At 31.5% G+C, this 24,163-nt stretch carries 18 protein-coding genes and 1 pseudogene; 10 read left to right on the top strand and 9 right to left on the bottom strand.

The features are described from left to right. Nucleotides 1–47 precede the first annotated feature (47 nt). Complete coding sequence (locus WG951_RS10175) at nt 48–2,516, top strand: DUF5686 and carboxypeptidase regulatory-like domain-containing protein (RefSeq protein WP_105049907.1); 2,469 nt, start codon at nt 48–50, stop codon at nt 2,514–2,516. Nucleotides 2,517–2,529: 13 nt separating this feature from the next. After that, on the top strand, nt 2,530–2,772 hold the full coding sequence (locus WG951_RS10170) for a MoaD/ThiS family protein (RefSeq protein ID WP_105049908.1): 243 nt from the start codon (nt 2,530–2,532) through the stop codon (nt 2,770–2,772). A gap of 68 nt (nt 2,773–2,840) precedes the next feature. Here the strand turns inward: WG951_RS10170 and WG951_RS10165 are convergent, their stop codons facing one another. Then, nucleotides 2,841–3,116: a DUF3817 domain-containing protein gene (locus WG951_RS10165; RefSeq protein WP_105049909.1), complete on the bottom strand. Its 276-nt coding sequence runs from the start codon at nt 3,114–3,116 to the stop codon at nt 2,841–2,843. 137 nt (nt 3,117–3,253) lie between these two features. On the opposite strand from WG951_RS10165, the gene WG951_RS10160 reads away from it, so the two are divergent. Further along, on the top strand, nt 3,254–3,676 hold the full coding sequence (locus WG951_RS10160; protein WP_105049910.1) for a molybdenum cofactor biosynthesis protein MoaE: 423 nt from the start codon (nt 3,254–3,256) through the stop codon (nt 3,674–3,676). A 381-nt stretch (nt 3,677–4,057) separates the two neighbouring features. Here the strand turns inward: WG951_RS10160 and WG951_RS10155 are convergent, their stop codons facing one another. Together WG951_RS10155 and WG951_RS10150 are read right to left on the bottom strand one after the other, a co-directional pair. Then, entirely contained in the window at nt 4,058–5,086 is a 1,029-nt protein-coding gene (locus tag WG951_RS10155; protein WP_105049911.1) for a COX15/CtaA family protein, read from the bottom strand. Nucleotides 5,087–5,177: 91 nt separating this feature from the next. Further along, the gene (locus WG951_RS10150; RefSeq protein WP_036825331.1) at nt 5,178–5,369 is read right to left on the bottom strand and encodes a cold-shock protein; all 192 of its coding nucleotides are present in this window, start codon (nt 5,367–5,369) and stop codon (nt 5,178–5,180) included. Between the two features lie 401 nt (nt 5,370–5,770). Here WG951_RS10150 and WG951_RS10145 point away from each other — a divergent pair, with 401 nt between their 5' ends. Together WG951_RS10145 and WG951_RS10140 are read left to right on the top strand one after the other, a co-directional pair. Next, nucleotides 5,771–7,045, top strand: coding sequence for a ribonucleotide-diphosphate reductase subunit beta (locus WG951_RS10145; protein WP_105049912.1), 1,275 nt, complete (start codon nt 5,771–5,773; stop codon nt 7,043–7,045). Nucleotides 7,046–7,048: 3 nt separating this feature from the next. After that, nucleotides 7,049–8,830, top strand: coding sequence for a ribonucleoside-diphosphate reductase subunit alpha (locus tag WG951_RS10140; protein ID WP_105049913.1), 1,782 nt, complete (start codon nt 7,049–7,051; stop codon nt 8,828–8,830). A 314-nt stretch (nt 8,831–9,144) separates the two neighbouring features. Here WG951_RS10140 and nhaA read toward each other — a convergent pair whose 3' ends face one another. After that, nucleotides 9,145–10,458 carry a Na+/H+ antiporter NhaA gene (gene nhaA / locus WG951_RS10135; RefSeq protein WP_105049914.1) on the bottom strand — a complete coding sequence of 438 codons (1,314 nt, stop codon included), beginning with the start codon at nt 10,456–10,458 and terminating at the stop codon, nt 9,145–9,147. A gap of 6 nt (nt 10,459–10,464) precedes the next feature. Next, entirely contained in the window at nt 10,465–10,905 is a 441-nt protein-coding gene (locus WG951_RS10130; protein WP_105049915.1) for an META domain-containing protein, read from the bottom strand. Nucleotides 10,906–11,084: 179 nt separating this feature from the next. Between WG951_RS10130 and WG951_RS10125 the strand changes: the two genes are divergently transcribed. The 3 genes from WG951_RS10125 to WG951_RS10115 all read left to right on the top strand — a co-directional run bounded on the left by WG951_RS10125 (nt 11,085) and on the right by WG951_RS10115 (nt 16,357). Beyond that, nucleotides 11,085–12,422: a deoxyguanosinetriphosphate triphosphohydrolase gene (locus WG951_RS10125; protein ID WP_105049916.1), complete on the top strand. Its 1,338-nt coding sequence runs from the start codon at nt 11,085–11,087 to the stop codon at nt 12,420–12,422. 126 nt (nt 12,423–12,548) lie between these two features. Continuing rightward, a complete protein-coding gene (locus WG951_RS10120; protein WP_105049917.1) occupies nt 12,549–12,884 on the top strand; it encodes a hypothetical protein in 336 nt (111 codons plus the stop codon). Between the two features lie 17 nt (nt 12,885–12,901). Further along, nucleotides 12,902–16,357, top strand: a complete 3,456-nt coding sequence (locus tag WG951_RS10115; RefSeq protein WP_105049918.1) for a T9SS type A sorting domain-containing protein — start codon at nt 12,902–12,904, stop codon at nt 16,355–16,357. Between the two features lie 56 nt (nt 16,358–16,413). Here the strand turns inward: WG951_RS10115 and dxs are convergent, their stop codons facing one another. Next, entirely contained in the window at nt 16,414–18,180 is a 1,767-nt protein-coding gene (dxs, locus tag WG951_RS10110) for a 1-deoxy-D-xylulose-5-phosphate synthase (protein WP_105049919.1), read from the bottom strand. 65 nt (nt 18,181–18,245) lie between these two features. Between dxs and WG951_RS10105 the strand changes: the two genes are divergently transcribed. Both WG951_RS10105 and WG951_RS10100 read left to right on the top strand, forming a co-directional pair. After that, on the top strand, nt 18,246–18,695 hold the full coding sequence (locus tag WG951_RS10105) for a nucleoside deaminase (RefSeq protein ID WP_105050614.1): 450 nt from the start codon (nt 18,246–18,248) through the stop codon (nt 18,693–18,695). Nucleotides 18,696–18,795: 100 nt separating this feature from the next. Then, complete coding sequence (locus WG951_RS10100; protein ID WP_105049920.1) at nt 18,796–21,297, top strand: S9 family peptidase; 2,502 nt, start codon at nt 18,796–18,798, stop codon at nt 21,295–21,297. 616 nt (nt 21,298–21,913) lie between these two features. On the opposite strand, the pseudogene WG951_RS10095 reads toward WG951_RS10100, so the two are convergent. From WG951_RS10095 to WG951_RS10085, 3 genes and pseudogenes are all read right to left on the bottom strand, one after another. Further along, nucleotides 21,914–21,988: pseudogene (locus WG951_RS10095) on the bottom strand (helix-turn-helix domain-containing protein); the annotation flags it as partial. Between the two features lie 101 nt (nt 21,989–22,089). Beyond that, nucleotides 22,090–22,524, bottom strand: coding sequence for a LexA family protein (locus WG951_RS10090; protein WP_105049921.1), 435 nt, complete (start codon nt 22,522–22,524; stop codon nt 22,090–22,092). A 354-nt stretch (nt 22,525–22,878) separates the two neighbouring features. Then, nucleotides 22,879–24,144, bottom strand: coding sequence for a Y-family DNA polymerase (locus WG951_RS10085; RefSeq protein ID WP_105049923.1), 1,266 nt, complete (start codon nt 24,142–24,144; stop codon nt 22,879–22,881). Nucleotides 24,145–24,163 lie beyond the last annotated feature (19 nt).

Here is a 24,163-nt window from a genome sequence, read left to right as displayed (position 1 = left end):
AATAGAACTTATAGTTTATGTTTGTATTTATCAACCAAAATTACGTTATGAAATATTTTGCTTTTTTACTCATTTTTTTTACCTCTTTATCGGCTTTATCACAAGTAAAAGGAAGGATTACCGATACCAAAAACAACCCTTTATCATTTGTAAGTATTTATTTAAATAAAACGGTAACAGGCACAACTTCTAATGATAGTGGAGAGTATGTTTTAAATGTTACTAAAAAAGGAAAGCAAACAATTGTTTTTCAAATTTTGGGGTATAAAACCGTAAAAAAGAAAGTGAATATTACTGCTTTTCCTTTTGAATTAAATATTCAATTAGAAGAAGAAGATGTACAATTAGCGGAGTTTTCTATTTCTACAAAAGACAATCCTGCAAATAGAATTATTAAAAATGTAATAGCTAATAAAGAGAAGAATACAGATAAGTATGCAAAGTATACGGCTAAATTTTATTCTCGTGGTTTGTATAAAATAAAGGATGCACCAGAAAAATTTTTAGGTCAGAATTTGGGTGATTTTGGTGGTGGATTAGATTCTACTAGAAGCGGAATTATTTATCTTTCGGAAACTGTTTCTGAAATCCATTTTCAGAAAAAACCTAAAAAGTTTAAAGAAAAAATTATTGCTTCTAAAGTTAGTGGAGAAGATAACGGAATTAGTTTTAACAGGGCAGAAGATGCCAATATCAATTTTTATAATAACAGTGTAACGTTTGGTAACGATTTAATTTCACCCATTTCTACCAATGCTTTTAGTTATTACAAATTTCAATTAGAAGGTACTTTTTATGAAAAAAGCGGAAAACTAATCAACAAAATAAAAATTATTCCTAAAAGAAAGAATGACCGAGTTTTTAATGGTTATTTATATATTGTAGAGGATGATTGGGCTTTGTATGGTGCCGATGTTTCGGTAACGGGTGCGCAAGTAAATATCCCTATTGTAGATGTTTTATATTTAAAGCAAAATTATAATCATTCCTCAGAAAATGATGCTTGGGTTTTAATTAGCCAAAGTATCGATTTTAAAGTAGATGGTTTTGGTTTTAAGTTAGATGGTCGTTTTTCTTCTGGATATTCCGATTATAATTTTAATCCTACGTATCATAAAGACACTTTTACTAATGAGGTTTTATCCTTTGAAAAAGAAGCAACAGAAAAAGATACGGTGTATTGGAATGCCTTAAGACCGGTTCCGTTAACGTTAGAAGAAACATTAGATTATAAATTTAAAGACAGTTTAAAACTTGTTAGAAAATCTAAAAAGCATTTAGATTCTGTAGATAAAAAGCAAAATAAGTTTAATTTATTGTCACCAATAATGGGGTATACTCATAGAAATTCTTATAAAAAATGGTCTGTTTCTTATGATGGATTAATAGATGATTTTAGCTTTAATACCGTGCAAGGTTTTAACACCTCTTTAGGGGTGAGTTTTTTTAAAGAACAAAATGATAAAGGAAAATGGTGGAATGCAGGTGTAAAGGCTAATTATGGTTTGTCAGAAAAACGCTTAAGACCAACCTTCTTTTTTACTAAAAAATGGAATGATATTTCGAGACCAAGAATGACTATTTCTGGGGGAGTTACTACTGCTCAGTTTAATGATAGAAACCCTATCATGAAGTTAAATAATACTATTAGTTCTTTAGTAAGGAGGTTAAATTATTTAAAGATTTATGAAAAAGAGTTTGCTAAAATAAGTTATTCAGAAGAAATTAAAAATGGTTTTTATCTGTCATCATCTTTAGAATACGCAAATAGAAAGCCTTTATTTAATACTACAGATTATTCGTTTGCTTCGAAAGATAATAATGGAGGCTATAAATCTAATAATCCTTTAGATAGAAATGATTTTGATAATGCAGCATTTACAGCGCACAAAATGGCGACTCTAAATGTAAAAGGGACTTTTGTTTTTGGGCAGAAGTATTTGTCTTATCCAGATAGTAAATTTAATGTAGGTAATCCTAAATTTCCGACTGTTAGTGTTACCTATACTAAAAAGTTTGAAGCGACTAACTCTGAGTTGAATTCAGATTTGTTTCGTATTAATGTGAGGCAAGATATTGATGCCGGAAATTACGGAAAGTTTGTGTATAATGTAAAAGGAGGTGTTTTTTTAGAAAAGAAAAATATTCCTTTTATGGATTTGTTGCAAGCTAATGGAAATCGTTTGCTATTTCCTTTAGATGGAGAGTTAAATAGTTTTGGTTTGTTAGAGTATTATAAGTTTTATACAAATGATAGGTATGCAGAAGCGCATGTAGAACATAACTTTAAAGGAGCAATTTTAGGTAAAATTCCGTTGCTAAATAAATTGAATTTTCACTTAGTGGGTGGAGCAAAAACGTTAATTATGGCCGATAAAAAACCGTATACAGAATATTCTGTAGGATTAGATAATATTGGTATAGGGAAATGGCGCTTGTTAAGAATAGATTATGTAAAATCTTTTCATGCAGGAATTAAAAGTAACGGTTTGTTGTTTCGATTGACTATGTTTTAATTATTTTTGAAAGATGAAAATTCAAATACTTTTTTTCGGGATTACAACAGATTTAGTAGGTGCTTCAAATTTAGATTTAGAAATTACTGATGCTTTAACAGTTGTAGGTTTTAAGAATTTTTTGAAGGAAGAATATCCGGAGTTAAAAAATATCAATTCTTATGCTATTGCCGTAAATGAAAGTTATGCGGCAGATGAGTTAGCCTTAAAAGAAGGCGATGTAATTGCTGTAATTCCGCCAGTTAGCGGAGGGTAAAAAGCCTGTTTTTTATCCCCCGAAGGGAAGAAACAAGCTTGTATGATTTTCTGAAAAAATAGAGATACTTATTTTTGACAATATTTTTTATCAATATAAAAAGTACCAAAAGGAATTACAGAGGCAACTAAAACAATTCCTAAAGTTTTGTTACTCCAATTCATTTCTTTTTTAATTACAATAGCTAAAACAACATATAACATAAAAAGAATACCATGAGGCATTCCTAACATTTTTACATAAGTTGCATCACCCTGAATATACTTAATTGGTGTTGCTATAAATAACAATAATAAGTAAGAAATCCCTTCTAAGATGCTTACAAGTCTAAAGATGTTTTTCATTTTATAGGTATTAATCATTGCGAATAAAGTGAAGCAATCTGTTTAAATTAAGAGATTACTTCGTGGAAAACTCCTCGTAATGACGTTTCATTTATTTTTGCGAAAATACAATTTTGTTTTCCTATTTTTGTTGATGAATGGAAAGAACTTCAATAAAAATTACATCAGAAAAATTAGATTTACAAGAATGTTACAATTTTGTAGAAGATGATGCTTGTGGCGGAATTTCTGCATTTGTAGGTACAGTTAGAAATGATACACAAGGAAAAGAGGTGTTGCAATTAGATTTTTCTACTTACAAACCAATGGCAATTAAAGAAATGCAAAAAATTGCAGATATGGCTTTAGAGAAATTCGATATTAAAAAAATAGCCATTCATCATGCAGAAGGAATGTTGCAGGTTGGTGAAATTCCTGTAATTATAACAACTTCTTCTAAACATAGAAAAGCCGCTTTTGAAGCTTGTGAGTTTGCTATTGATACCCTAAAAGAAACAGTGCCAATCTGGAAAAAAGAATACTTTGCAGATGGTGAGGTTTGGGTAAATGCACATCCGTAATTTAGTTGGCGGTTCTCAGTATTCAGTTTGCAGTCAAAAATTTTAGCCAATGCTGTTGCGAGCGTCTCGCTCGTACCTTTTCTTAAAACATTGTAGGAATAAGTTCGTGGAAATTACGCCGCATGTTATTGGTGTTTGCACGAGCGGGACGCTCGCGCTAGCGGGGGCTTGTGGAGGTGTTTTTAGCCAATGCTGTTGCGAGTGTTTCGCTCGTATCTTTTCTTAAAACATTGTAGAATAAGTTCGTGGAAATTCCTCCGCATGTTATTTGTATTTGCACGAGCGGGAAGCTCGCGCTAGCGGGTAACTTTTAATGATTGTAAGACTGTGCTTGTGGAAGTATTTTTACTTGCCTACTGCCTACTGCCTACTGCCTACTGCTTACTGCTTACTACTTTCTGCCTTTCTGCTTTGGATCCATAAGTAAAACTGCAATCCAAATAAAATAGCACCCGCCAATAAATGTGTTGCTTGTGTGCCTAAAGGAAATTCTGCATAATACATTAAAATACCTGTAATGGTTTCTAAGAAAATTAAACCAACTACCCAATTTACAAGTTTGTAGCCTAGTTTTTTTGCCTGATTTAGATAAAATAAAGCTAAATTAATTAGTACAATTGCTATGGTAAAGGATCTGTGAAAATAGAATTTAAAACTCGGATTCATTAAACTATAATCTTTGTTTTCGAAACCGTAAAGTTTTACTTGTTCGTCTATAAATTGTCTTACTTGGGTACCCATTGCAATTTGTATCAAAGAAAAAGCAGCAGAAACAATTAGTAATTTACTAAAGAGTGAATTGTAAGTGTAGGTCTTTTTTTTATCCGAAGTAATAAATTTTAATTGTAATAAAAGAGCAATAATAATTAAGCCTATTACCATGTGAATGGTAATAATTGTTGGTTTTAAATTGGTGTCTACCACTGTTTTTCCTAACCAAGCTTCTACCAACATTAAAAAGAATGCTGTGTAAGCTAATAACGGAACGCGTTTGTCTGTTTTCCAGAATTTTGTGGCCCCGTATATAAGGAATAAGAAAACAAAACCAGCTAAAACAGAACTTAACCTGTTAATGTATTCTGTCCAAGAGTGGTATTTATTAAATTTAGCGTAATCGTGTTTGGTATATTTTTTCCAATTATCAATTTTAAATTCAGAATCCGTTTTAACGGTGTGTTCTGCAACATATAAAGCTTCATCTTTAATAATGATAAATCCTTTTTTAAATTCGGTATTTGGTTTCCAGGTAATTTGTTCTTCTGCGGTTGGCGGAATATAATAGCCAAAACATTTAGGCCAATCGGGACAGCCCATTCCAGAACCAGTCATTCTAACAACAGCACCTGCTAAAAAAATTAAGTAGACAGATATGATAGCAATTTGTACAGTTTTTGGAAATCTACTTTTCATAAAAGAATATTATTTCTGCAAAAATAAGACAAAAAAAAGCCGCTTAAAAAATAAGCGACTTGTTCTTTTTAAAAAATTTAAAAGAATAGAATTAGATAACTCTAACGTCTACTGCATTTAAACCTTTTCTACCTTCTTTAAGGTCGAACTCTACTGCGTCACCTTCTCTAATTTCGTCAATTAATCCTGATACATGTACAAAGTACTCTGTGTTTGAATCATCTTCTGTTACAAATCCAAATCCTTTAGATTCGTTGAAGAATTTTACTGTTCCTTTTTTCAAAATAATATAATATAAATGTTAATAATACTGCAAATATAAGATTATATTAATTGGTTTTACCTAATTGCTGTTTTAAATAATTTTTTTACTTTTTTTTATAAAAAAATGAGGTTTTAAAAATGAAAATTGTGGGTGCAAAAAGGTCATAATAATTCTTTGTTAGCAGTGTTTTAAGAATGTCAACAGTAGCAATGACTTAGCCGTTTTTTATGTTTTAAGATGTTGGTTTTCATTTAATTGAAAAAGTGTTATTTTTCTTTAAACTTGAAAAAAAAACGGCTATTGTTAAAAACTTCAAGGGATTTGTGAATAAGTATAACTTTCTTTTTGGAACAAAAAAAGCAATCTTTGTAAGACTTGTTCTTAACAACAAATTAACCTTCAAATAACACCAATTTACCGTGGAGATTACGCACATCATAAAAAGAGACTCTGAAAGAACCACTTTTGAGTTAGAGAAAATTATTAATGCTATTGAAAAAGCAATGCTTACTGTAAATAATGGCTCTAGAAACGACGCTATTGCAATTTCTAACATTGTACATGGTACTTTATTAGAAAGAAGGTTAAATGAACCCGATTATACACCCACGGTAGAACAGGTTCAGGATATTGTAGAGTATAAATTAATGGACAGCCCTTTTCATGATGTGGCAAAGGCGTACATTTTATATAGAGATGAACAAACAAGAAGTAGAAAGCCTAATATTTTTGAGAAAAGGATAAACTTAAAACCTTACGATTATCCTGCTTTAGGAGAATATGTAGATGCTATTAGACACTCTTATTGGATACATACAGAATTTAATTACACAAGCGATATACAAGATTTTAAAGCAATTCTTACTGATGTAGAGCAAAATGCTATAAAGAATACCATGTTAGCCATTTCTCAAATAGAAGTAGCTGTTAAAACTTTTTGGGGAGACATTTATAAAAAAATGCCGAAGCCAGAAATTGGTTCTGTTGGCGCAACATTTGCAGAGAGTGAAGTACGTCATCATGATGCGTATTCTCATTTATTAGAAATTTTAGGATTAAATAATGAGTTTAAAAACTTAAAGAAAAATCCTATTATAATGAAACGTGTTAACTATTTAGAAGGCGCGTTAAAAAATGTAAATAGTGAAGATAACCAAGAGTTTTCTGAATCTATCATTTTATTTTCTCTATTTATAGAGCACGTATCTTTATTTTCTCAGTTTTTAATTATCATGGCCTTTAATAAGCATAAAAATGTTTTAAAAGGTATTTCTAATGTGGTAGAAGCTACTTCTAAAGAAGAGCAAATTCATGGAGATTTTGGTATTGATCTTATTAAAATTATAAAAGAAGAAAACCCAGATTGGTTTGATGAAGGTAATAATTTATTGGTGCAAGAAACTTGTAAAGAAGCCTTTCTTTCTGAAAGTAAAATTATAGACTGGATTTTTGAAAAAGGAGAATTAGATTTTCTTCCTAAGAACGTTATTAAAGAGTTTATTAAAAATAGATTTAATAATTCTTTAGAGAGTATTGGTATATCAAAAGTATTTGATGTAGACCAAGTATTATTAAAAGAAACTGATTGGTTTGATGATGAAATTATTGGAACCAAACATGGTGATTTCTTTGTAAAAAGATCTATTAACTACAGTAAAAGAACTAAAAGTATAACTAGCGACGACCTATTTTAAATTATGAACCTGAACGAGACAACCACCACATCAAAATTAACAGAACACGAAAAATTAATTCAAGCAAGAAACGCCGCTAGGAAAGAAATGCTTAAAGATACTAAGGAACCAGAAATTACATGGCTAACAGAAAATAGTCGTAAATTTTTAGAGTCTGGGTATTTAACAGGAAACACAACTCCAGAAGAAAGAATACGAGAAATAGCAGACAATGCAGAAGGGATTTTAAAAATTAAAGGTTTTTCTGATAAGTTTTACAAATACATGGCTGCCGGATATTATTCTTTAGCATCGCCAGTTTGGTCTAACTTTGGTAAAAAAAGAGGTTTGCCTATTAGTTGTTTTGGAAGTCATGTTGCAGATGATATGGGAGATATTTTATTCTCTCAATCAGAAGTTGGTATGATGTCTAAATTAGGAGGCGGAACGTCTGGTTATTTTGGTAAGTTACGAGAAAGAGGAGCAGATGTAAAAAATAATGGTTCATCGTCAGGGTCTGTACACATTATGCAATTGTTCGAAAAAATGGTTGATGTTGTAAGTCAAGGTTCGGTAAGAAGAGGTCGTTTTTCTCCATATTTACCAGTAGATCATAAAGATATTAAAGAGTTTTTAGAAATAGGTACAGAAGGAAATCCAATTCAAGAATTAACCCATGGTGTTACAGTAAGTGACCAATGGATGCAAGAAATGATTGATGGAGATGTAGAAAAGAGAAGTATTTGGGCTAAAATATTACAAAGAAGAGGAGAAATAGGATACCCTTATATACTTTTTAGAGACAACGCAAATAACGGAACGGTAGATGTTTACAAAGACAAAAACCACGAAATTTATGCAAGTAATCTTTGTACAGAAATCATGTTACCATCTAATGAAGATTGGTCTTTTGTATGTTGTTTATCATCTATTAATTTAGTGCATTATGACGAGTGGAAAGATACAGATGCAGTAGAAACATTGGCATATTTCTTAGATGCAGTAATGCAAGAATTTATCAATAAGTTAGAAGTATATAGAGATTCTGCAGATAGAGACGATCAGTTTACGTTTCGTTTTATGGAAAAAGCCTATAAATTTGCAAGAGAAAATAGAGCATTAGGTTTAGGTGCTTTAGGATGGCACTCTTTATTACAATCTAAAATGTTGGCCTTTGATAGTGCAGAAGCATATTCTTTAAACAGTGAAATCTTTAAGGTAATTAAAGAAAAATCATACAAAGCATCAGAAGAGATGGCAAAAATGTATGGAGAACCAGAAGTTTTAAAAGGATATGGCAGACGTAATGCAACCTTAAATGCAATTGCACCAACTACATCATCAGCATTTATTTTAGGACAAGTATCACAAGGTATAGAGCCAATTTGGTCTAATATTTATGTAAAAGATATTGCAAAAATTAAAACGACAATTAAGAATCCTGTTTTAGAAAAACTTTTAGAAGAAAAAGGGCACAATACATCAGATGTTTGGAAAAGCATTAGAGATAACGATGGTTCTGTACAACATTTAGATATTTTAACAGAAGCAGAAAAAGACGTTTTTAAAACGTACTCAGAAATAGATCAAAATGTAATTGTATATCAAGCGGCAAACAGACAAAACCATATAGATCAAGGACAATCTATAAATATTATGGTGCATCCAGATATGCCAATTAAAGATGTAAATGCAGTATATATTAATGCTTGGAAATTAGGTGTAAAATCTATGTATTACCAACACAGTATGAATGCTGCACAGAAGTTTAAACAAAAGAAAGAATGTGCTAGTTGCGAAGGTTAATTAGTATCAGAAATAAAGATAAGAGAAGTCGAAAGGCTTCTCTTTTTTTTTGTAGCTATTTCCAGCTTTCACTACTCGCTTTTTTTGCCAAAAAAAAATGGCAAAAAAGAGCTCAAACAGACCGTTCAATCTGGGCTAAACCTATTTAGATGCTTTTAGAGAATGCAGTCAACTTTCATGCTGAACTTGTTTCAGTATCTCAACTCAGTAATATTAAAACGTTATAAGAACTTGAAATAAATTCAGGTTGACAACAAAAAAAGAGAAACCTTAAGCTTCTCTTTTTCTATTTATAAACTATTTAATAAGAGATTCTATCCCTCATTAATAATTTCAACCTTAGCACTTGCTCTTAAAATAAAGTACCCAATTACGGCAGAAATAAGCGAACCTAAAAGAATTCCTATTTTTGCAGAACTAATGTATTCTGGAGATGAGGTAAAGGCCAAACTAGCAATAAAAATAGCCATTGTAAAACCAATACCTGCAATAAACGAAACGCCAAAAATTTGTTTCACACTAACATCATCAGGAATCTGTACTAGGTTTAATTTCTCTGCAAGTAAAACAACTAACGGAATTCCTAATCCTTTACCTAAAACCAAACAAAGTATAATATTTATAACCAACGGCACTTCTATACCTACAGAACTATCTATTAAAACACCCGCATTTGCCAATGCAAAAATAGGAATGATAAAATAGGCAACCCAACCATGTAAACTATGTTCTAAATGCTGTAATGGAGACTGAAACTTGTGGCTCCAATCTTCTAATTCATCCATATGTTCTATTTGAGCATTAGATAAAATAGGTTTTTTTAATACCGTTGCATTTTTAATATCATTGTAAATATTTTCTAATTGAGATAAAAATGTGGCAGTTTCTATTTTTTGTCTTATCGGTACAGAAAAAGCTAATAAAATACCTGCTACAGTTGGGTGTACTCCAGATTTTAAGAACAATACCCAAACGATTATTCCGGTAAAAAACATAATAAATTTAGAGTAATATCCTTTGTAAGACAACAAGTATAAACCAGCTAGTAAGCCCAAACCTATAAATAATAAGGTGGTTTTAATGGCACCACTATAAAAAATGGCAATCACCAAAACAGCTTCAATATCATCTACAATGGCAAAGGCTATTAAAAATATTTTTAAACTTAAAGGGACTCTTTTTCCTAGAGAGTTTAATACAGCTAAAGAAAAAGCAATATCTGTGGCCATGGGTATTCCCCAACCTTTAAAGGTGTCTGGGTTCTGATTTAAAAGCATAAATAGGGCAACAGGCGCAATTACACCTCCAATGGCACCAAATAATGGAAATGCTATTTTTTTAATTGAATTTAATTCGCCAATTAACACTTCTCTTTTAATTTCTAAACCAATTAAAAAGAAGAAAATAGCCATTAAACCATCGTTAATCCATAATATAAGCGGTTTTTTTAGCTCAAAATTTTCTCCGGTAACTCCAATTTTATACTCTAAAAGAGAAGTGTAACTATCGCCAAAGCTAGAATTTGCCCAAATTAAGGCAATTACAGTGCTTAATAATAATAGAATACCACTAAAGCCTTCAATTTTTATAAACTTTTGAAACGGTGTAACAAATACTTTTTTTATCATAGAATTTTAATTAAAATAAACAGCTTCAAAAATTGCTAAAGGCGCCCTTCGTCCTACATTTAAAGACAATACATCGTCTTTTACAGTATAATTATCGGCTAAGTTTAAAACCTTTAAAAATGCAGGTTCATCTGTATTAGGGCAAAACATTCTAGTAGATACTAATTTGCTAAATTTAATTCGGTTACCCTCTTCTAGGGTAAATTCTCCAGAAACGGAATTACAACCCGCAAAACCAGTTACCCTATTATTTTGAGTTTTTAATGTGATAAAAATTTCACGTTCTTGGTTTTTATTCATTTTAACTTCTTTTCCTTCTAAGGATTTTAGTTTCCAGTATTTTCCTGTGATAGCAGTATCAAAAGAATCATTACTTTTTTTCTGTACAGAACTACAACTCATTACGGTTATTAGTATTAGATTGATTACGATCAGTTTAACTTTCATAAATATTTTTTTGTTAAAAAATAAATATACTTTTACTTGTCAACATAGTAAATTAAAAATTATTAAAATCTTCATAAAATTTAAAGACTAAAATTGGTTTGTATTGTTTTTTCTTTGCTTTTATCAATCCAAAATAATAGTTTGTACTTTTACACATCAAACTTTATAATTCATACATAATGAACTGGGAACAACTCCTTTCTTTAAAACGCTTTGGAGATACGCAAAAACGCGATAGAATAGCACAAGACGAAACTCGTTTGGGTTTTGATGTAGATTTTGATAGAATTATATTCTCCTCCGCATTTAGAAGCTTACAAGACAAAACACAGGTAATTCCGTTATCTAAAACCGATTTTGTACACACACGTTTAACACACAGTCTAGAGGTCTCTGTGGTAGGAAGAACCTTAGGAAGACGAGTAGGAAAGGTGTTGTTAGAGCGTCATCCTCATTTATCTAATTTAGGATACACTTTTAACGATTTTGGTGCCATTGTAGGTACTGCTTCTTTAATGCACGATATTGGAAATCCGCCTTTTGGGCATTCTGGAGAAAAAGCCATTGGAGAGTATTTTAAAACCGGAAAAGGAGTAAAATTTAAAGATCAATTATCGGATATAGAATATCAAGATTTAATAGATTTTGAAGGAAATGCAAACGGATTTAAAATTTTAACAGAATCTAGAGAAGGCATTTCTGGTGGTTTGCGTTTAAGTTATGCAACGTTAGGTGCTTTCTTAAAATATCCTAAAGAAAGTCTACCAAAGAAGCCAACCAACCATATTGTAGATAAAAAATATGGTTTTTTTCAATCTGAAAAGAATGCGTTTTTAGAAGTGGTAGAAGATTTAGGAATGAAGCAAAAATCTGCCTCTGCGGTCTCTTTTTATAGACATCCATTGGCATATTTAGTAGAAGCGGCAGATGATATTTGTTATACAATTATAGATTTTGAAGACGGAATTAATCTTGGTTTAATAGAAGAAGAGTTTGCTTTAGAGTACATGATTAAGTTGGTAAAAGATACTATTGATATTAAAAAATACCATTCTTTACAACATAAAACAGACAGAATAAGTTACTTAAGAGCTTTGGCAATTGGTGTTTTAATTAATGAAGCTGTAACTATTTTCTTGGCAAATGAAGAAGCTATTTTAAACGGAACGTTTGAGAAGTCTTTATTAGAAAAATGTAAGTACGAGGCACAAATTAACGACATTATTAAATTAAGTATTGATAAAATTTATAAAAGTACAGAAGTTATAGAAAAAGAGGTGGCTGGTTATAGAATTATTGCCGATTTGTTAGATGTTTTTGTATCGGCATTAAATAATAAATTTGAAGGAAATCCATCTAACTTTGATAGTTTGGTGTTAAACCTTTTACCAAAAGAATATCAAACAGAAACCAATAACTTGTATCATAGAATTATGCATGTTTGTAGTTATGTTTCTAGAATGTCTGATAGTTATGCTATTAGAATGCATAAAAAAATAACAGGAAATACAATTTAAATTCCATATAGAAGAAAACCACTAAACTTGTTTTTAAAAAAACCATATGCTATGTTAAACAAAACGATACGATTATTTTTTTTAATGTTGATTTCTAGTTTATTTTTCTTCTGCAAATCAAACCAAGTGAATAAAAATAACAGTAAAAAAAAGGATGAGATTATAACTTTTGAGAGCCATAAAATTGTTAAAGAGATTTATAATCAAAATAAATCTAAATTACTGATTTTAAAATATGTAGAAGGAAAGAGTCCTGTAATTACTTTCAATTATCAAGTAATTGATGTAAAAACCAAAAGGGAATTAAAAAAAGGTGTTTTTACGGGCGAAAAAATGGAATGGTTAGATGAAAGTTCTTTAAAATGTACACCTTATATTGGTATAATAGAAAAAGAAAATGATGTAATTATAGAAGAAAACACACCGACAAAAAAGAGATATATTACTATAAAAATTGACTAACCTAAAAAGCTATGAAAATGAAAAAAAAGTATTTATCAATTGTTGGTTTCGTATTCTTATCTGCCATCCTTCTTGTTGGATGTCAACAAAAAGAAAAGGAAATTGTTATAAAAAATAATTTTAAGCAATTAAAGAAAGAAAAAAAGCCTAAAGGGGTTCATAAAAAAGGAATCGAAAAGATTGCCGATTATCAAAAACAGATAAGAAAAGGAATCGATGAAGAGAATTCTACTTATAAAAAAGGATACCTTATAGAAGAATATAATAAAGCAAAACAAAAAGCATTTAAAAAAGGTAATGCTAGCGCTATTTCTTCTGTTTTTAAAGAAAGAGGTCCTAGCAATGTTCCTGGAAGATCTAGAGGTATTGCTGTAGATCCTAATAATGCTAATAGATGGTTTGTAGGTAGTGTTGGTGGTGGTGTTTGGTTAACGGAAGATGCAGGAGTAACTTGGTTTGTACTAACCGATTTTAAAATACCTAATCTAGCAACTTCTACCATTGTAATTAGTCAAACAAATCCTAATGTATTATACGTGGGTACTGGAGAGCCTTTTGGTAATTTAGGTGCAATTGGAGGTACTGGCGTATATAAAACAATAGATGGTGGTGCTACTTGGCAGAGTTTAGTGGCAACCACCGGTTTTGGTGATGTAGGAAAAATCATTATAAATCCTTTGGATGATATGAATGTTTTAATCGGTACCACTGAGGGGATTTATAGAACTACAGACGGAGGTACTTCTTGGGTAAAAACATATAGTTTTCCAATTGATGGTTCTTTTACAGTACAAGATTTAGATGCAGATCCTTCTAATTTTAATATTCAATATGGTTCTGTAAGCTCTTTAGGTTTGGTAAAAAGTACAGATGGAGGTGTTACGTGGACCACTGTTTTTGATCGTGCAGATTTTAACGAAAATCATAGAAGATTTGAAACAGCTGTATCGCCTGTAGATTCAAATACTATTTTTTTAAGTGTTTTTAGCTATTCTGGAGCAACTGTAGGTGTTAATACAGATTTTTATGTTTCTAGAGATCAAGGAGCCACTTTTACAAACCTTACTTCTATAGATACTAATAAAAACTTGCTAACAGACCAAGGTTGGTATGATAATGTAATAATGGCACATCCTTATGATGCAAATATTTTTTATGTAGGTGGTGTTGCCGTCTTTAAAGTAACAGTTTCTGGAAGTACATTTACTGCTACTTCTATAGCTTCTGGTTATGATAGCACCCAAATAAACACGGATATTCATGTAGATCAACATGGATTATCTGCTATTTTAGGAGAAAATGAAACGTTTAGAATTTTATTAGCAAATGATGGTGGTATTTATAGCTCAACGATGAAGCAAGACTCTGGAGCCACAGAAGGAGATTGGTCTGAAGCTGTAGGAGGTAAAAATAGTACTCAATTTTATGGTGCAGCCAAACAAAATGGGGCTGATAATTATTTAGCAGGTGCCCAAGACAATGGTTGTTGGATATCTTTAGGAGATGATGCTACTGAAGATAAAACATACATAAGTGTTTTTGGTGGAGATGGTTTTGAAGTTATTTGGCATTATGATAATCCTCGAGATTTTATTGTTTCTTCTCAAAACAATAGAATTGGTAGATATGTTAATTTAGCATTTGCAGGGCAAGAAAGTTTAGAAGGAGAAGAAATATTTTACACAAAATTAGCAAATGCTAATAATAACCCAAATGTTGTTTTTTCTGTTTCGGGTAACGGGGTTTGGCGTTCAACAGATTTTGCAGCAACCTGGAGTTTAATACCTATAGTTTCTAATTACGCACCAAGTACTTCAAGTGCTTTAAATGTAAAAGTATCTACAGCAGACCCAAATATTGTTTGGGCTGGAGCTGCAATGACAGAGACTGGTAGTTATGTGTTACATGTTTCTAAAGATAACGGACAATCGTTTACCAATGCAGGTAGTTATAACAATCCTAATGGTTCTCTTAACGCATTTATTTCTGGTATAGCAACCTCTTATACCGAAAAAAATAGAGCCTATGCACTTTTTTCAAATCAAGGGGAACCAAAAATTTTAAAAACTGAAGATTTAGGAGTAACATGGAGTGATATTACAGGATTTGAAACAGGAGCAAATACTGGTTTTCCGGATGTAGCAGTTCATAGTGTTTTAGAAATGCCTTTTAATAAAGATATTATTTGGGCAGGTACAGATATTGGTCTTTTTCAAACAGAAAACGGAGGGACAAGTTGGAGCATGATTACAGATTTACCAGCAGTAGCGGTTTATGACATGAAGGTAGTAAATGATCAGGTTGTAATTTCTACTTATGGTAGAGGGGTGTGGTCTGCAACTATTTCTGATTTAAATACGTACACATTACCAGGATATTTAGAGTTTGCACAAGCCGATACACAACAAAAAGAGATTGAAAGCTTACAAACTGTTGTTAGTTATAAAATACCAACAGATGATGTAAACAGAGTTAAAATATTTATAGATGGTATAGAGCAAGCAGAAGTATTACAAGATTTTACTGCAGGCGTAACGTATTCTTATGAAACAATAGATTTGGCAGAAGGGTATCATCAACTAGGTATTCAGGTTTTTGATGATGCGAATAATCTAGAAACCCCAATTAATAATCAAGAGTTTTTAGTAATCGATTATGATGATGCAGCTACTTCTATAGAAATTACAGAGTTTCAAGATTCAGATATTTTTTCTTATAAGTCAGATTTTACAATAAATAATTTAGATGATAACGTGTCTAGTTTAGTGTTAAACAACGCTAAGCATCCTTATAATAACGCAACCACGTATACTGTAGCGTTAAAAAAACCATTAACAATTTCAGAAGATAATAAAGATTTTAGGTATGAAGATTTTGCTATTGTAGAGCCATATACAGATGACCTAACAGACTTAACTCAGTTTTATGATTATGTTTTAATTGAGGCTTCTACTGATTTAATTACTTGGAAAACATTAGATAAATACGATGCAAGAAGATTTCCAGAATGGTTAGCAGAATTTAATAAAGGAACCGATGCGGTGGGAAGTGATGCTTTATTTAAAGAACAAAACATTGTGTTAACAGATAAAGGCTTTGCAATTGGAGATACGGTTGTTTTTAAGTTTAGTTTAGTTTCAGATCCAGGAGCATCTTCTTATGGTTGGGCTATTCAGTCGATAAATAAGAATACAGCTACCGCTTCTGTAGCCGATGTTTTAGCAGGTAATCAGGTATTTGCAATTTATCCTACGGTTTCTAAAGGAAACTTTACTGTACAAGCTAAAAATTCTTTAGGAAAAGCCAAAATGGATATTTTTAGTATTAACGGTAAAAAAGTATATGCTAAAGAGGTCGATTTTACATCAAACGGTAAACAAGAAATTTCTGTGAGTTTAAATGCGGGAGTTTATATTGTAAACCTTATTGATGGAAACAATAAAAAAGCTTCGAGTAAAATAGTAATTGAGTAGTTTACTCTACTTTCTAGGTGTAAAAAAAGACGCTATTTAGCGTCTTTTTTTTATGATTATAATTTAAATGCTTCGGATAAACTATGAGCGTCTAAACCAAGTTTTTGCTGAAGCTTTAAAACACTTCCATGTTCTATAAAGGCATCAGGAATACCTAAAATTTTTATTTTATGTTGATAATTATTCTGGGATGCAAACTCTAAAATAGCACTACCAAAACCACCTTTTATAGTGCCATCTTCAACCGTAAAAATCGTTGTATATTTTTTTAATATTTGATGTAATAAATTTTCATCCAAAGGTTTTACAAAACGCATATCGTAATGAGAAAAATTAGATGAATTATCCATCAACTCTAAAGCTTCGGAAACATTTTTAGCAATAGTTCCTATAGATAAAATGGCTGTTTTATTTCCCTCTTGTAAGCAAACTCCTTTGCCTATTTCTATTTTTTCAAAAGGTTTTTTCCAGTCTATAATAGTACCTGTTCCTCTTGGGTATCGAATGGCAATTGGGTTTTTTAAACCTAATTGAGCAGTGTATAAAATATTACGCAATTCAATTTCATTTCTTGGAGCAAAAACAATCAAATTAGGAATTAAACGCAAGTACGCCAAATCGAAAACTCCATGATGTGTTGCTCCATCTTCGCCAACCAAACCAGCTCTGTCTAAACAGAAAATAACCGGTAGGTTTTGCAAAGCAACATCATGAATTACTTGATCGTAAGCACGTTGTAAAAATGTAGAATAAATATTGCAAAAAGGCACCAAACCTTGTGTTGCCATACCTGCAGCTAAAGTTACCGCATGTTGTTCTGCTATACCCACATCAAAAGTTCTTTTAGGGTATTTTTCTAGCATAAATTTTAGAGAACCACCTGTTAACATAGCAGGTGTAATCCCTACAATATTTTTGTTTTTGGCAGCTAACTCCACAACTGTTTGTCCAAAAACATCTTGATACTTTGTATATAAACTTTTGGCTATTTTTAATCGCTCACCAGAAATTTTATCAAATTTTCCGGGTGCGTGATACGTTACTTGGTCTTCTTCAGCTTGCTGTAAACCTTTTCCTTTTGTAGTAATTACATGTAAAAACTTTGGTCCTTTTACATCTTTTAATCGTTCTAATTCTGATAAGATTTTAGGTAAATCATGTCCGTCAATTGGTCCTGAATAATCAAAATTTAACGCTTTTATAATATTGTTTTGTACAGCAAGTCTTTTATCGGTTTTAACCTTTGTTAAATATTCTTTTAAAGCCCCAACAGAAGGGTCGATTCCAATAGCATTATCATTTAAAATGATGAGTAAATTGGCTTTAGAAACCCCTGCGTGATTCAACGCTTCAAAAGCCATTCCGCTGGCAATAGAGGCATCGCCAATCACCGCAATATGGTGTTTTTCTGTTGCTCCTTTAATATTAGATGCAATTGCCATTCCTAAAGCTGCAGAAATAGAGGTAGAGGAATGCCCAACGCCAAAAGCATCAAATTCGCTTTCTTTTCTTGAAGGAAAACCCGCAATGCCACCAAGTTGTCTATTGGTATGAAAAATGTCTTTTCTTCCGGTTAAAATTTTATGTCCGTATGCTTGGTGCCCAACATCCCAAACCAATAAATCATTAGGCGTATCAAACAAATAATGCAAGGCAATGGTTAGTTCTACAACGCCCAAACTAGCACCCAAATGGCCTTCTTTTGTAGACACGATATCAATAATAAAATCTCTCAATTCTTTAGCGAGTTGAGGTAATTGTTCCGGATTTAACTTTCGTAAATCTTCTGGGTTTGATATATTTTTCAACAAATTATTTGTCATAAAGGCAAAAGTACGATTTTGGCGTCAAAAAGTTTTTGTAATATTGAAAACTTAAATTAATGACAATGATTCAACCTTTTGACGATACTTATTTTATGAGAAAGGCTTTGCAAGAAGCTGAAATTGCCTTTGATAAAGGTGAAGTGCCTGTAGGTGCAATCATTGTTTTTAAAGATCAGGTTATTGCAAGAGCTCATAATTTAACGGAAACTTTAAATGATGTAACTGCGCATGCAGAAATGCAGGCATTTACTGCTGCTGCAGATTTTTTAGGCGGAAAATATTTAAAAGAATGTGTGTTATATGTTACGTTAGAGCCTTGCCAAATGTGTGCTGGTGCCAGTTATTGGGCGCAGATTGGTAAGATTGTTTATGGAGCATCAGAACCAGAAAGAGGATTTAAGAATTTAAATACTACGTTGCATCCAAAAACAAAAGTGGTAGCAGGTATTTTAGAAAATGAATGTGCTCAGCTCTTAAAACGTTTTTTTGTTGAAAAACGGAACTTAAATTAATTTTGATATTGTTAAATATTTAATAAAAAAATCTTAAAAATTTGTGGGATAAGTTGTTTTAAAGAAACTTTACGAGAATTAATTCAAACTTTATTCCTATATGAAAAAATTCTTACTTTTATTCTTGTCCTTTTTTGCTGTTTCAGTAGTTACAGCACAAGATACTCCAGTCCCCAATTACAGAGCAGCTGCTAAATATTCTCCAAAAAATTTGGCTAAAATGGTACACTCTACAACGGTAAGTCCACATTGGTTAAAAAAAGGAAATCGCTTTTGGTATGCTTATAAAACATCCGAAGGTTCTAATTATTATTTAGTAGATGCAGATAAGAAATCTAAAAAAGCCCTTTTCGATAATGTAAAGATGGCAAAGTGGTTAACAGAAATCACTAAAGATCCTTACGATGCAAAACACTTACCACGTTTTAGCTTTAAATTTAATAAAGCAGAAAATGCTATTCGTTTTAGAGTAACATCTACAGAAGAAGTTGAAGTTATTGCTGATAAAAAGGAAGTGAAAAAAGATTCTACTTCATCAAAAAAAGGAAAAAGCAAGAAACCTAAATTGGAGAAAAAAGTCTACCATTTAGAATATAAATTAGGTGGAAATGGTTTAACAATTATAGATAATCTAAAGAAAGAAAAAGAAGACTGGAAAAAGTGGGCAAACATTGCACCAGATAGTTCTATTGTTTTGTATTCTAAGAATTATAATTTGTATTGGATGGATAAAATAAACTTTAAAAAGTTTATTAAAAATGAAAAAGATAGTACAGTTGTAGAAAACCAATGGACTAAAGATGGTGAAGAAAACTATGGCTACGGAGGTGGTTCTAGAGGAAAAGATAATGTTGATAAAGAAAAAGATAAGGATAAAAGAAACGGAGTTAGTGGTGTTTGGTCTCACGATTCTAAGAAGTTTGTTTTTCAAAAATCAGATGCTAGACATATTAAAGATTTGTGGGTAATTAATTCTACAGGTAAAAAAAGACCAACCTTAGAAACCTATAAATATCATATGCCCGGAGAACAAGAATATTATAAATCTGAATTATTAATTTTTGATATTCCTACAAAAACGCATGTAAAAGTACCTTTAGATACAATTAAGCAACAAAGTATTTCTGTTTTTAGAGCCCCAAGAAAACAATCTAGTAGAGATGATGATTTTAGACCATCATTATTACTATCTAAAAAAGGAAAAGTATACTTCAGTGTTATTTCTAGAGATCGTAAAAAGTATGATATTAATGTTGCTGATATAAATACAGGAACCTACAAAACCTTAATTGAAGAACGTTTTAATACGTATATAGAAGCTCGTCCTTTAATTTTATTGAACAACGAAAAAGAAATGTTGCACTGGGCAGAACGCGATGGTTGGGCACATTTTTATTTATATGATTCAGAAGGAAACTTAAAGAACCAAGTTACAGAAGGTGATTATCATGTGGCCAATTTTGAAGGTTTAAATGAAAGTACAAGAACCTTGTATTTTTCTGCTAACGGAGTAAATAAAAAGCAAGATCCGTATTATGCACATACTTATAAAATTAATTTAAACGGAACGGGATTGAAAACATTAAACCCGGGAGATTTTACAGCAAGCACAAGTATGGCAGATTCTAATCAGTATTTTGTAAGCAACTTTTCTAGAGTAAATACTGTACCAAAATCGGAAGTTAGAGATGCTAACGGACGTAAAGTAATGGATTTAGAAACGGCAGATTTATCGCAATTATTTGCATCGGGATATCAATTTCCAGAAACGTTTAAAGTGAAAGCAGATGACGGAATTACGGATATTTACGGAGTAATGTATAAGCCTTTTGATATGGATTCTACTATGGTTTATCCTTTATTAGAGTATGTTTATCCTGGTCCACAGACAGAGGCGGTAAATAAATCTTTTTCTTACAGAATGGACCGATTAGATAGAATGGCGCAAGTTGGTTTTGTGGTGATTACTTTAGGAAATAGAGGAGGGCATCCAGATAGATCTAAATGGTATCATAATTATGGTTACGGAAACTTACGTGATTATGGTTTGGTAGATAAAAAATATGTAGCGCAACAATTGGCAAACAAACATAAATTTATCGACATAGAAAAAGTAGGGATTTACGGTCATTCTGGTGGTGGATTTATGTCTACAGCAGCTATGTTAGTCTATCCAGATTTCTTTAAAGCAGCAGTTTCATCTGCAGGAAATCACGATAATAATGTGTACAATTCTTGGTGGAGTGAAACGCATCATGGGGTTAAAGAAGAAATTGATGAGAAAGGAAAAATTTCTTATAAATATAAAATTGACACCAATCCATCTTTGGCAAAAAATTTAAAAGGACATTTAATGTTGATTCATGGAGATATGGATAATAACGTAAATCCTGCAGGAACCATTAGAATGGCAAACGAATTAATTAAAGCTCATAAACGTTTTAAATATATGATTATGCCAGGGCAAAGACATGGTTTTGGTAATATGACAGAATATTCTTTCTGGTTAAGAGCAGATCATTTTAGTAAGTATTTGTTAGGTAAAGAAGCTACAGATGTAGATTTTATGTATATGAATTTAGACAAACCAATGAATAAATAATAGTTGTCTGTTCGAGCGCAGTTGAGAACTAAATAGTAAAAACTCCGAATGAAAATTTGGAGTTTTTTTTATGCTTAATTTTAAATAATAATTTTTTTTCTAAAAAGTGAATAAGGATTCCAATTGTCATTTCGACAATGGGAGAAATCGCATCAAATTACGCAGTGTTGGGCTATTATTGTTATGAGACTTCTCATTACATTCGAAGTGACAAACTGTTAGGGATTTTTGTTATTCATGAAAAGGAAATATTCTTTTAAAGCAACAATCAATTTAACAAACAAATACCTTGTCTAAACACAATCTTGTCATTTCGACGATAGGAGAAATCTCATAATTTAGAAAAGCGAAACTATATAGCTTTATGAGATTTCTCCCTTAGGTCCGAAAAGACAATCTTTAGAAAATAAAGGATAAATGAGTTGTAAAAACTAAAATTTGACTAATTAGTTTTATTCTAAGTATTAATTGGATATTCAAAATGTCATTCCGAATGAGGTACGAAGTGGAATCTAGAAGCATTATGAGATTTCTCATTAGTTTATCTTGAGCGAAGTAGAAAGGCTAAAAAGCTCATTTCGAAATGACAAAACTGTACGTCTTCACTTTGTGTTTTTTAATCCTCTTGATACTCTGAAATATCTGCAGGTTGGCAATCTAATGCCTTGCAAATGGCTTCTAAAGTAGAAACAAGCCTTAAATTACTGCCAACTGCAGATATAACAGTAACCTTCTGTGTTATACAACGTGAAGTTTATAAGTAATTTTTTTTTGATAAAAAAAAGGGGGCTTTTATACCTTTTTGATAACGCTTGTTACAATTCCCCAGATCATAAAATCATTTTCTTCGGTGATGTTTATAATTGGGTAATTAGGGTTTTCTGGTTGTAACCAAACTTCGTTTTTTTCTACACGTAGGCGTTTTACCGTAAACTCGCCATCTAAAAAGCAAACGGCAATTTTATTATTGGTAGGTTCTAAACTTCTGTCTATTACTAATAAATCGTTATCGTCTAAACCAGCACCAATCATAGATTGTCCTTTTACTTTTGCAAAAAAGGTAGCATCTTTATTCTGAATCAATTCATCGTCTAAAGAAATTCTGGTTTCTCTAAAATCATCTGCAGGAGAAGGAAAACCAGCAGAAATACCAGTATCTACAAAGATAGCTCCGTTTCCAGAAGAAGTTTTAGGAGTAAAAAAAGTAAGTGTTTTAGATTCAGTCATAATTGTTTGCAAATTATAACTTTTCTTTAAACTTTTTAGATATTATTTTAGAATTAAAATAGTGCCTTACAATCATTACATATATGTCTTGTTTTTTCAAAAAAAGGAAATAACATATAAAATACATTTTCTCTTTGAATAGGAGCAACTAAAATTCTAGTAGAATTACAAGTAGGGCAAGAAATATCATTTCCGTTTTTATCTTTTTGATAGTTTCTTGTTATTTTCGACAGCGTGAGGTACGAACAACGAGAAATCTTATGATTATGAGATTCCTCCTCGTTCCTCGTTCGGAATGACAAGTTGACTTAAAAAAGATTTTTTTTAGAACTGATTGAGGTAATACTTAATGCCTTAAGAGGCTTTTACAATTATTACATCATTAATATTTGTAGTAAATCTAGCAGATAATCTTTCTTGACGCATTTTCCAAGTGCGTTTTAAATCTTGGTTTCCTAATTTAATTTTATCAGATTTAAACTTTTTATTCAACTTATCAATCGCAGACATTAAAGGTTTGTGTTTTGGGTTTTCGCTTGAAAATAAATTTAATTGAAAATTATCATTGGGTACTAAACCTGTAACAATAACGCCAGCTCTTTTGTATTTAACACCGGTTTTAAAAATAGTTTTTACGGCCTCTACTGCTGCGTTGGCAATGGTTAACGTAGAATCTGTTGGCGAAGAAAATACAACCGTTATGTTTTCTCTATGTTGTTGCATTTCTTTTTTATGTCGATCGCTAGAAAGTTGTACAATTAGCATGTGGCAACTAGATTTCTGATTCCTTAATTTCTCTGCACAACTTGCTGCAAAGGTAGAAATACGCTCTTTAATATTGTCGATATCAGAATACGTGTATTCGAAACTTCTAGTAGTTGCAATCATCTTTTTAGAAGAAACAGCATCTTCTAAAGGAATTTTAGAAATGCCTTGTAAGTCTTTTTGCAAACGCCATTCTACAATAGAAAATTCTTTTAAAACCCAATCACTAGAAAGTTGTGTAAAATCATAGGCAGTAATACAACCTTTATCTTGCAAGCGTTTTTTTAAACGACTTCCAATTCCCCAAACGTTGCCAATTTTTGTCCATTTTAAGGCTTTAATTCTTTTTTCATCAGAATCTATAATGCAAATTCCTTTAGATTGCTTAATGTTAGAACGTGCAATTTTGTTGGCAACTTTAGTCAGTGCTTTGGTGGGCGCAACACCCACACAAGTTGGTATTCCGGTCCATTTTAAAATTCTGCTTCTAATTTTTGTAGCATATTCAGACAAATCATAATTTTCAAAACCTTTTAATTCTAAAAAAGATTCATCAATAGAATAAACTTCTACGTCTGGCGAAAAATCTGCCAAAATATTCATCACTCTAGCACTCATATCTCCGTATAACGGATAGTTAGAAGATAAAACGGTAATATTATTTGCTTTACAAAATGCATCCCACTTAAAAATAGGGGCACCAAAAGGCAATTGTAATTTCTTAGCTTCATCGCTCATAGAAATAACACAACCATCATTATTGCTTAAAATAGCAACTGGTTTCCCTTGTAAATTAGGGTTAAAAACCCGCTCACAAGAAGCATAAAAATTATTACAATCTACGAGTGCAAACATGCTATAAAAGTATCAAAAA

Origin of the sequence: Polaribacter butkevichii (assembly GCF_038024105.1) — a bacterium.
In the GTDB taxonomy this organism is placed as follows: domain Bacteria; phylum Bacteroidota; class Bacteroidia; order Flavobacteriales; family Flavobacteriaceae; genus Polaribacter; species Polaribacter butkevichii.
This window is presented reverse-complemented; position numbering and strand designations above follow the sequence as displayed.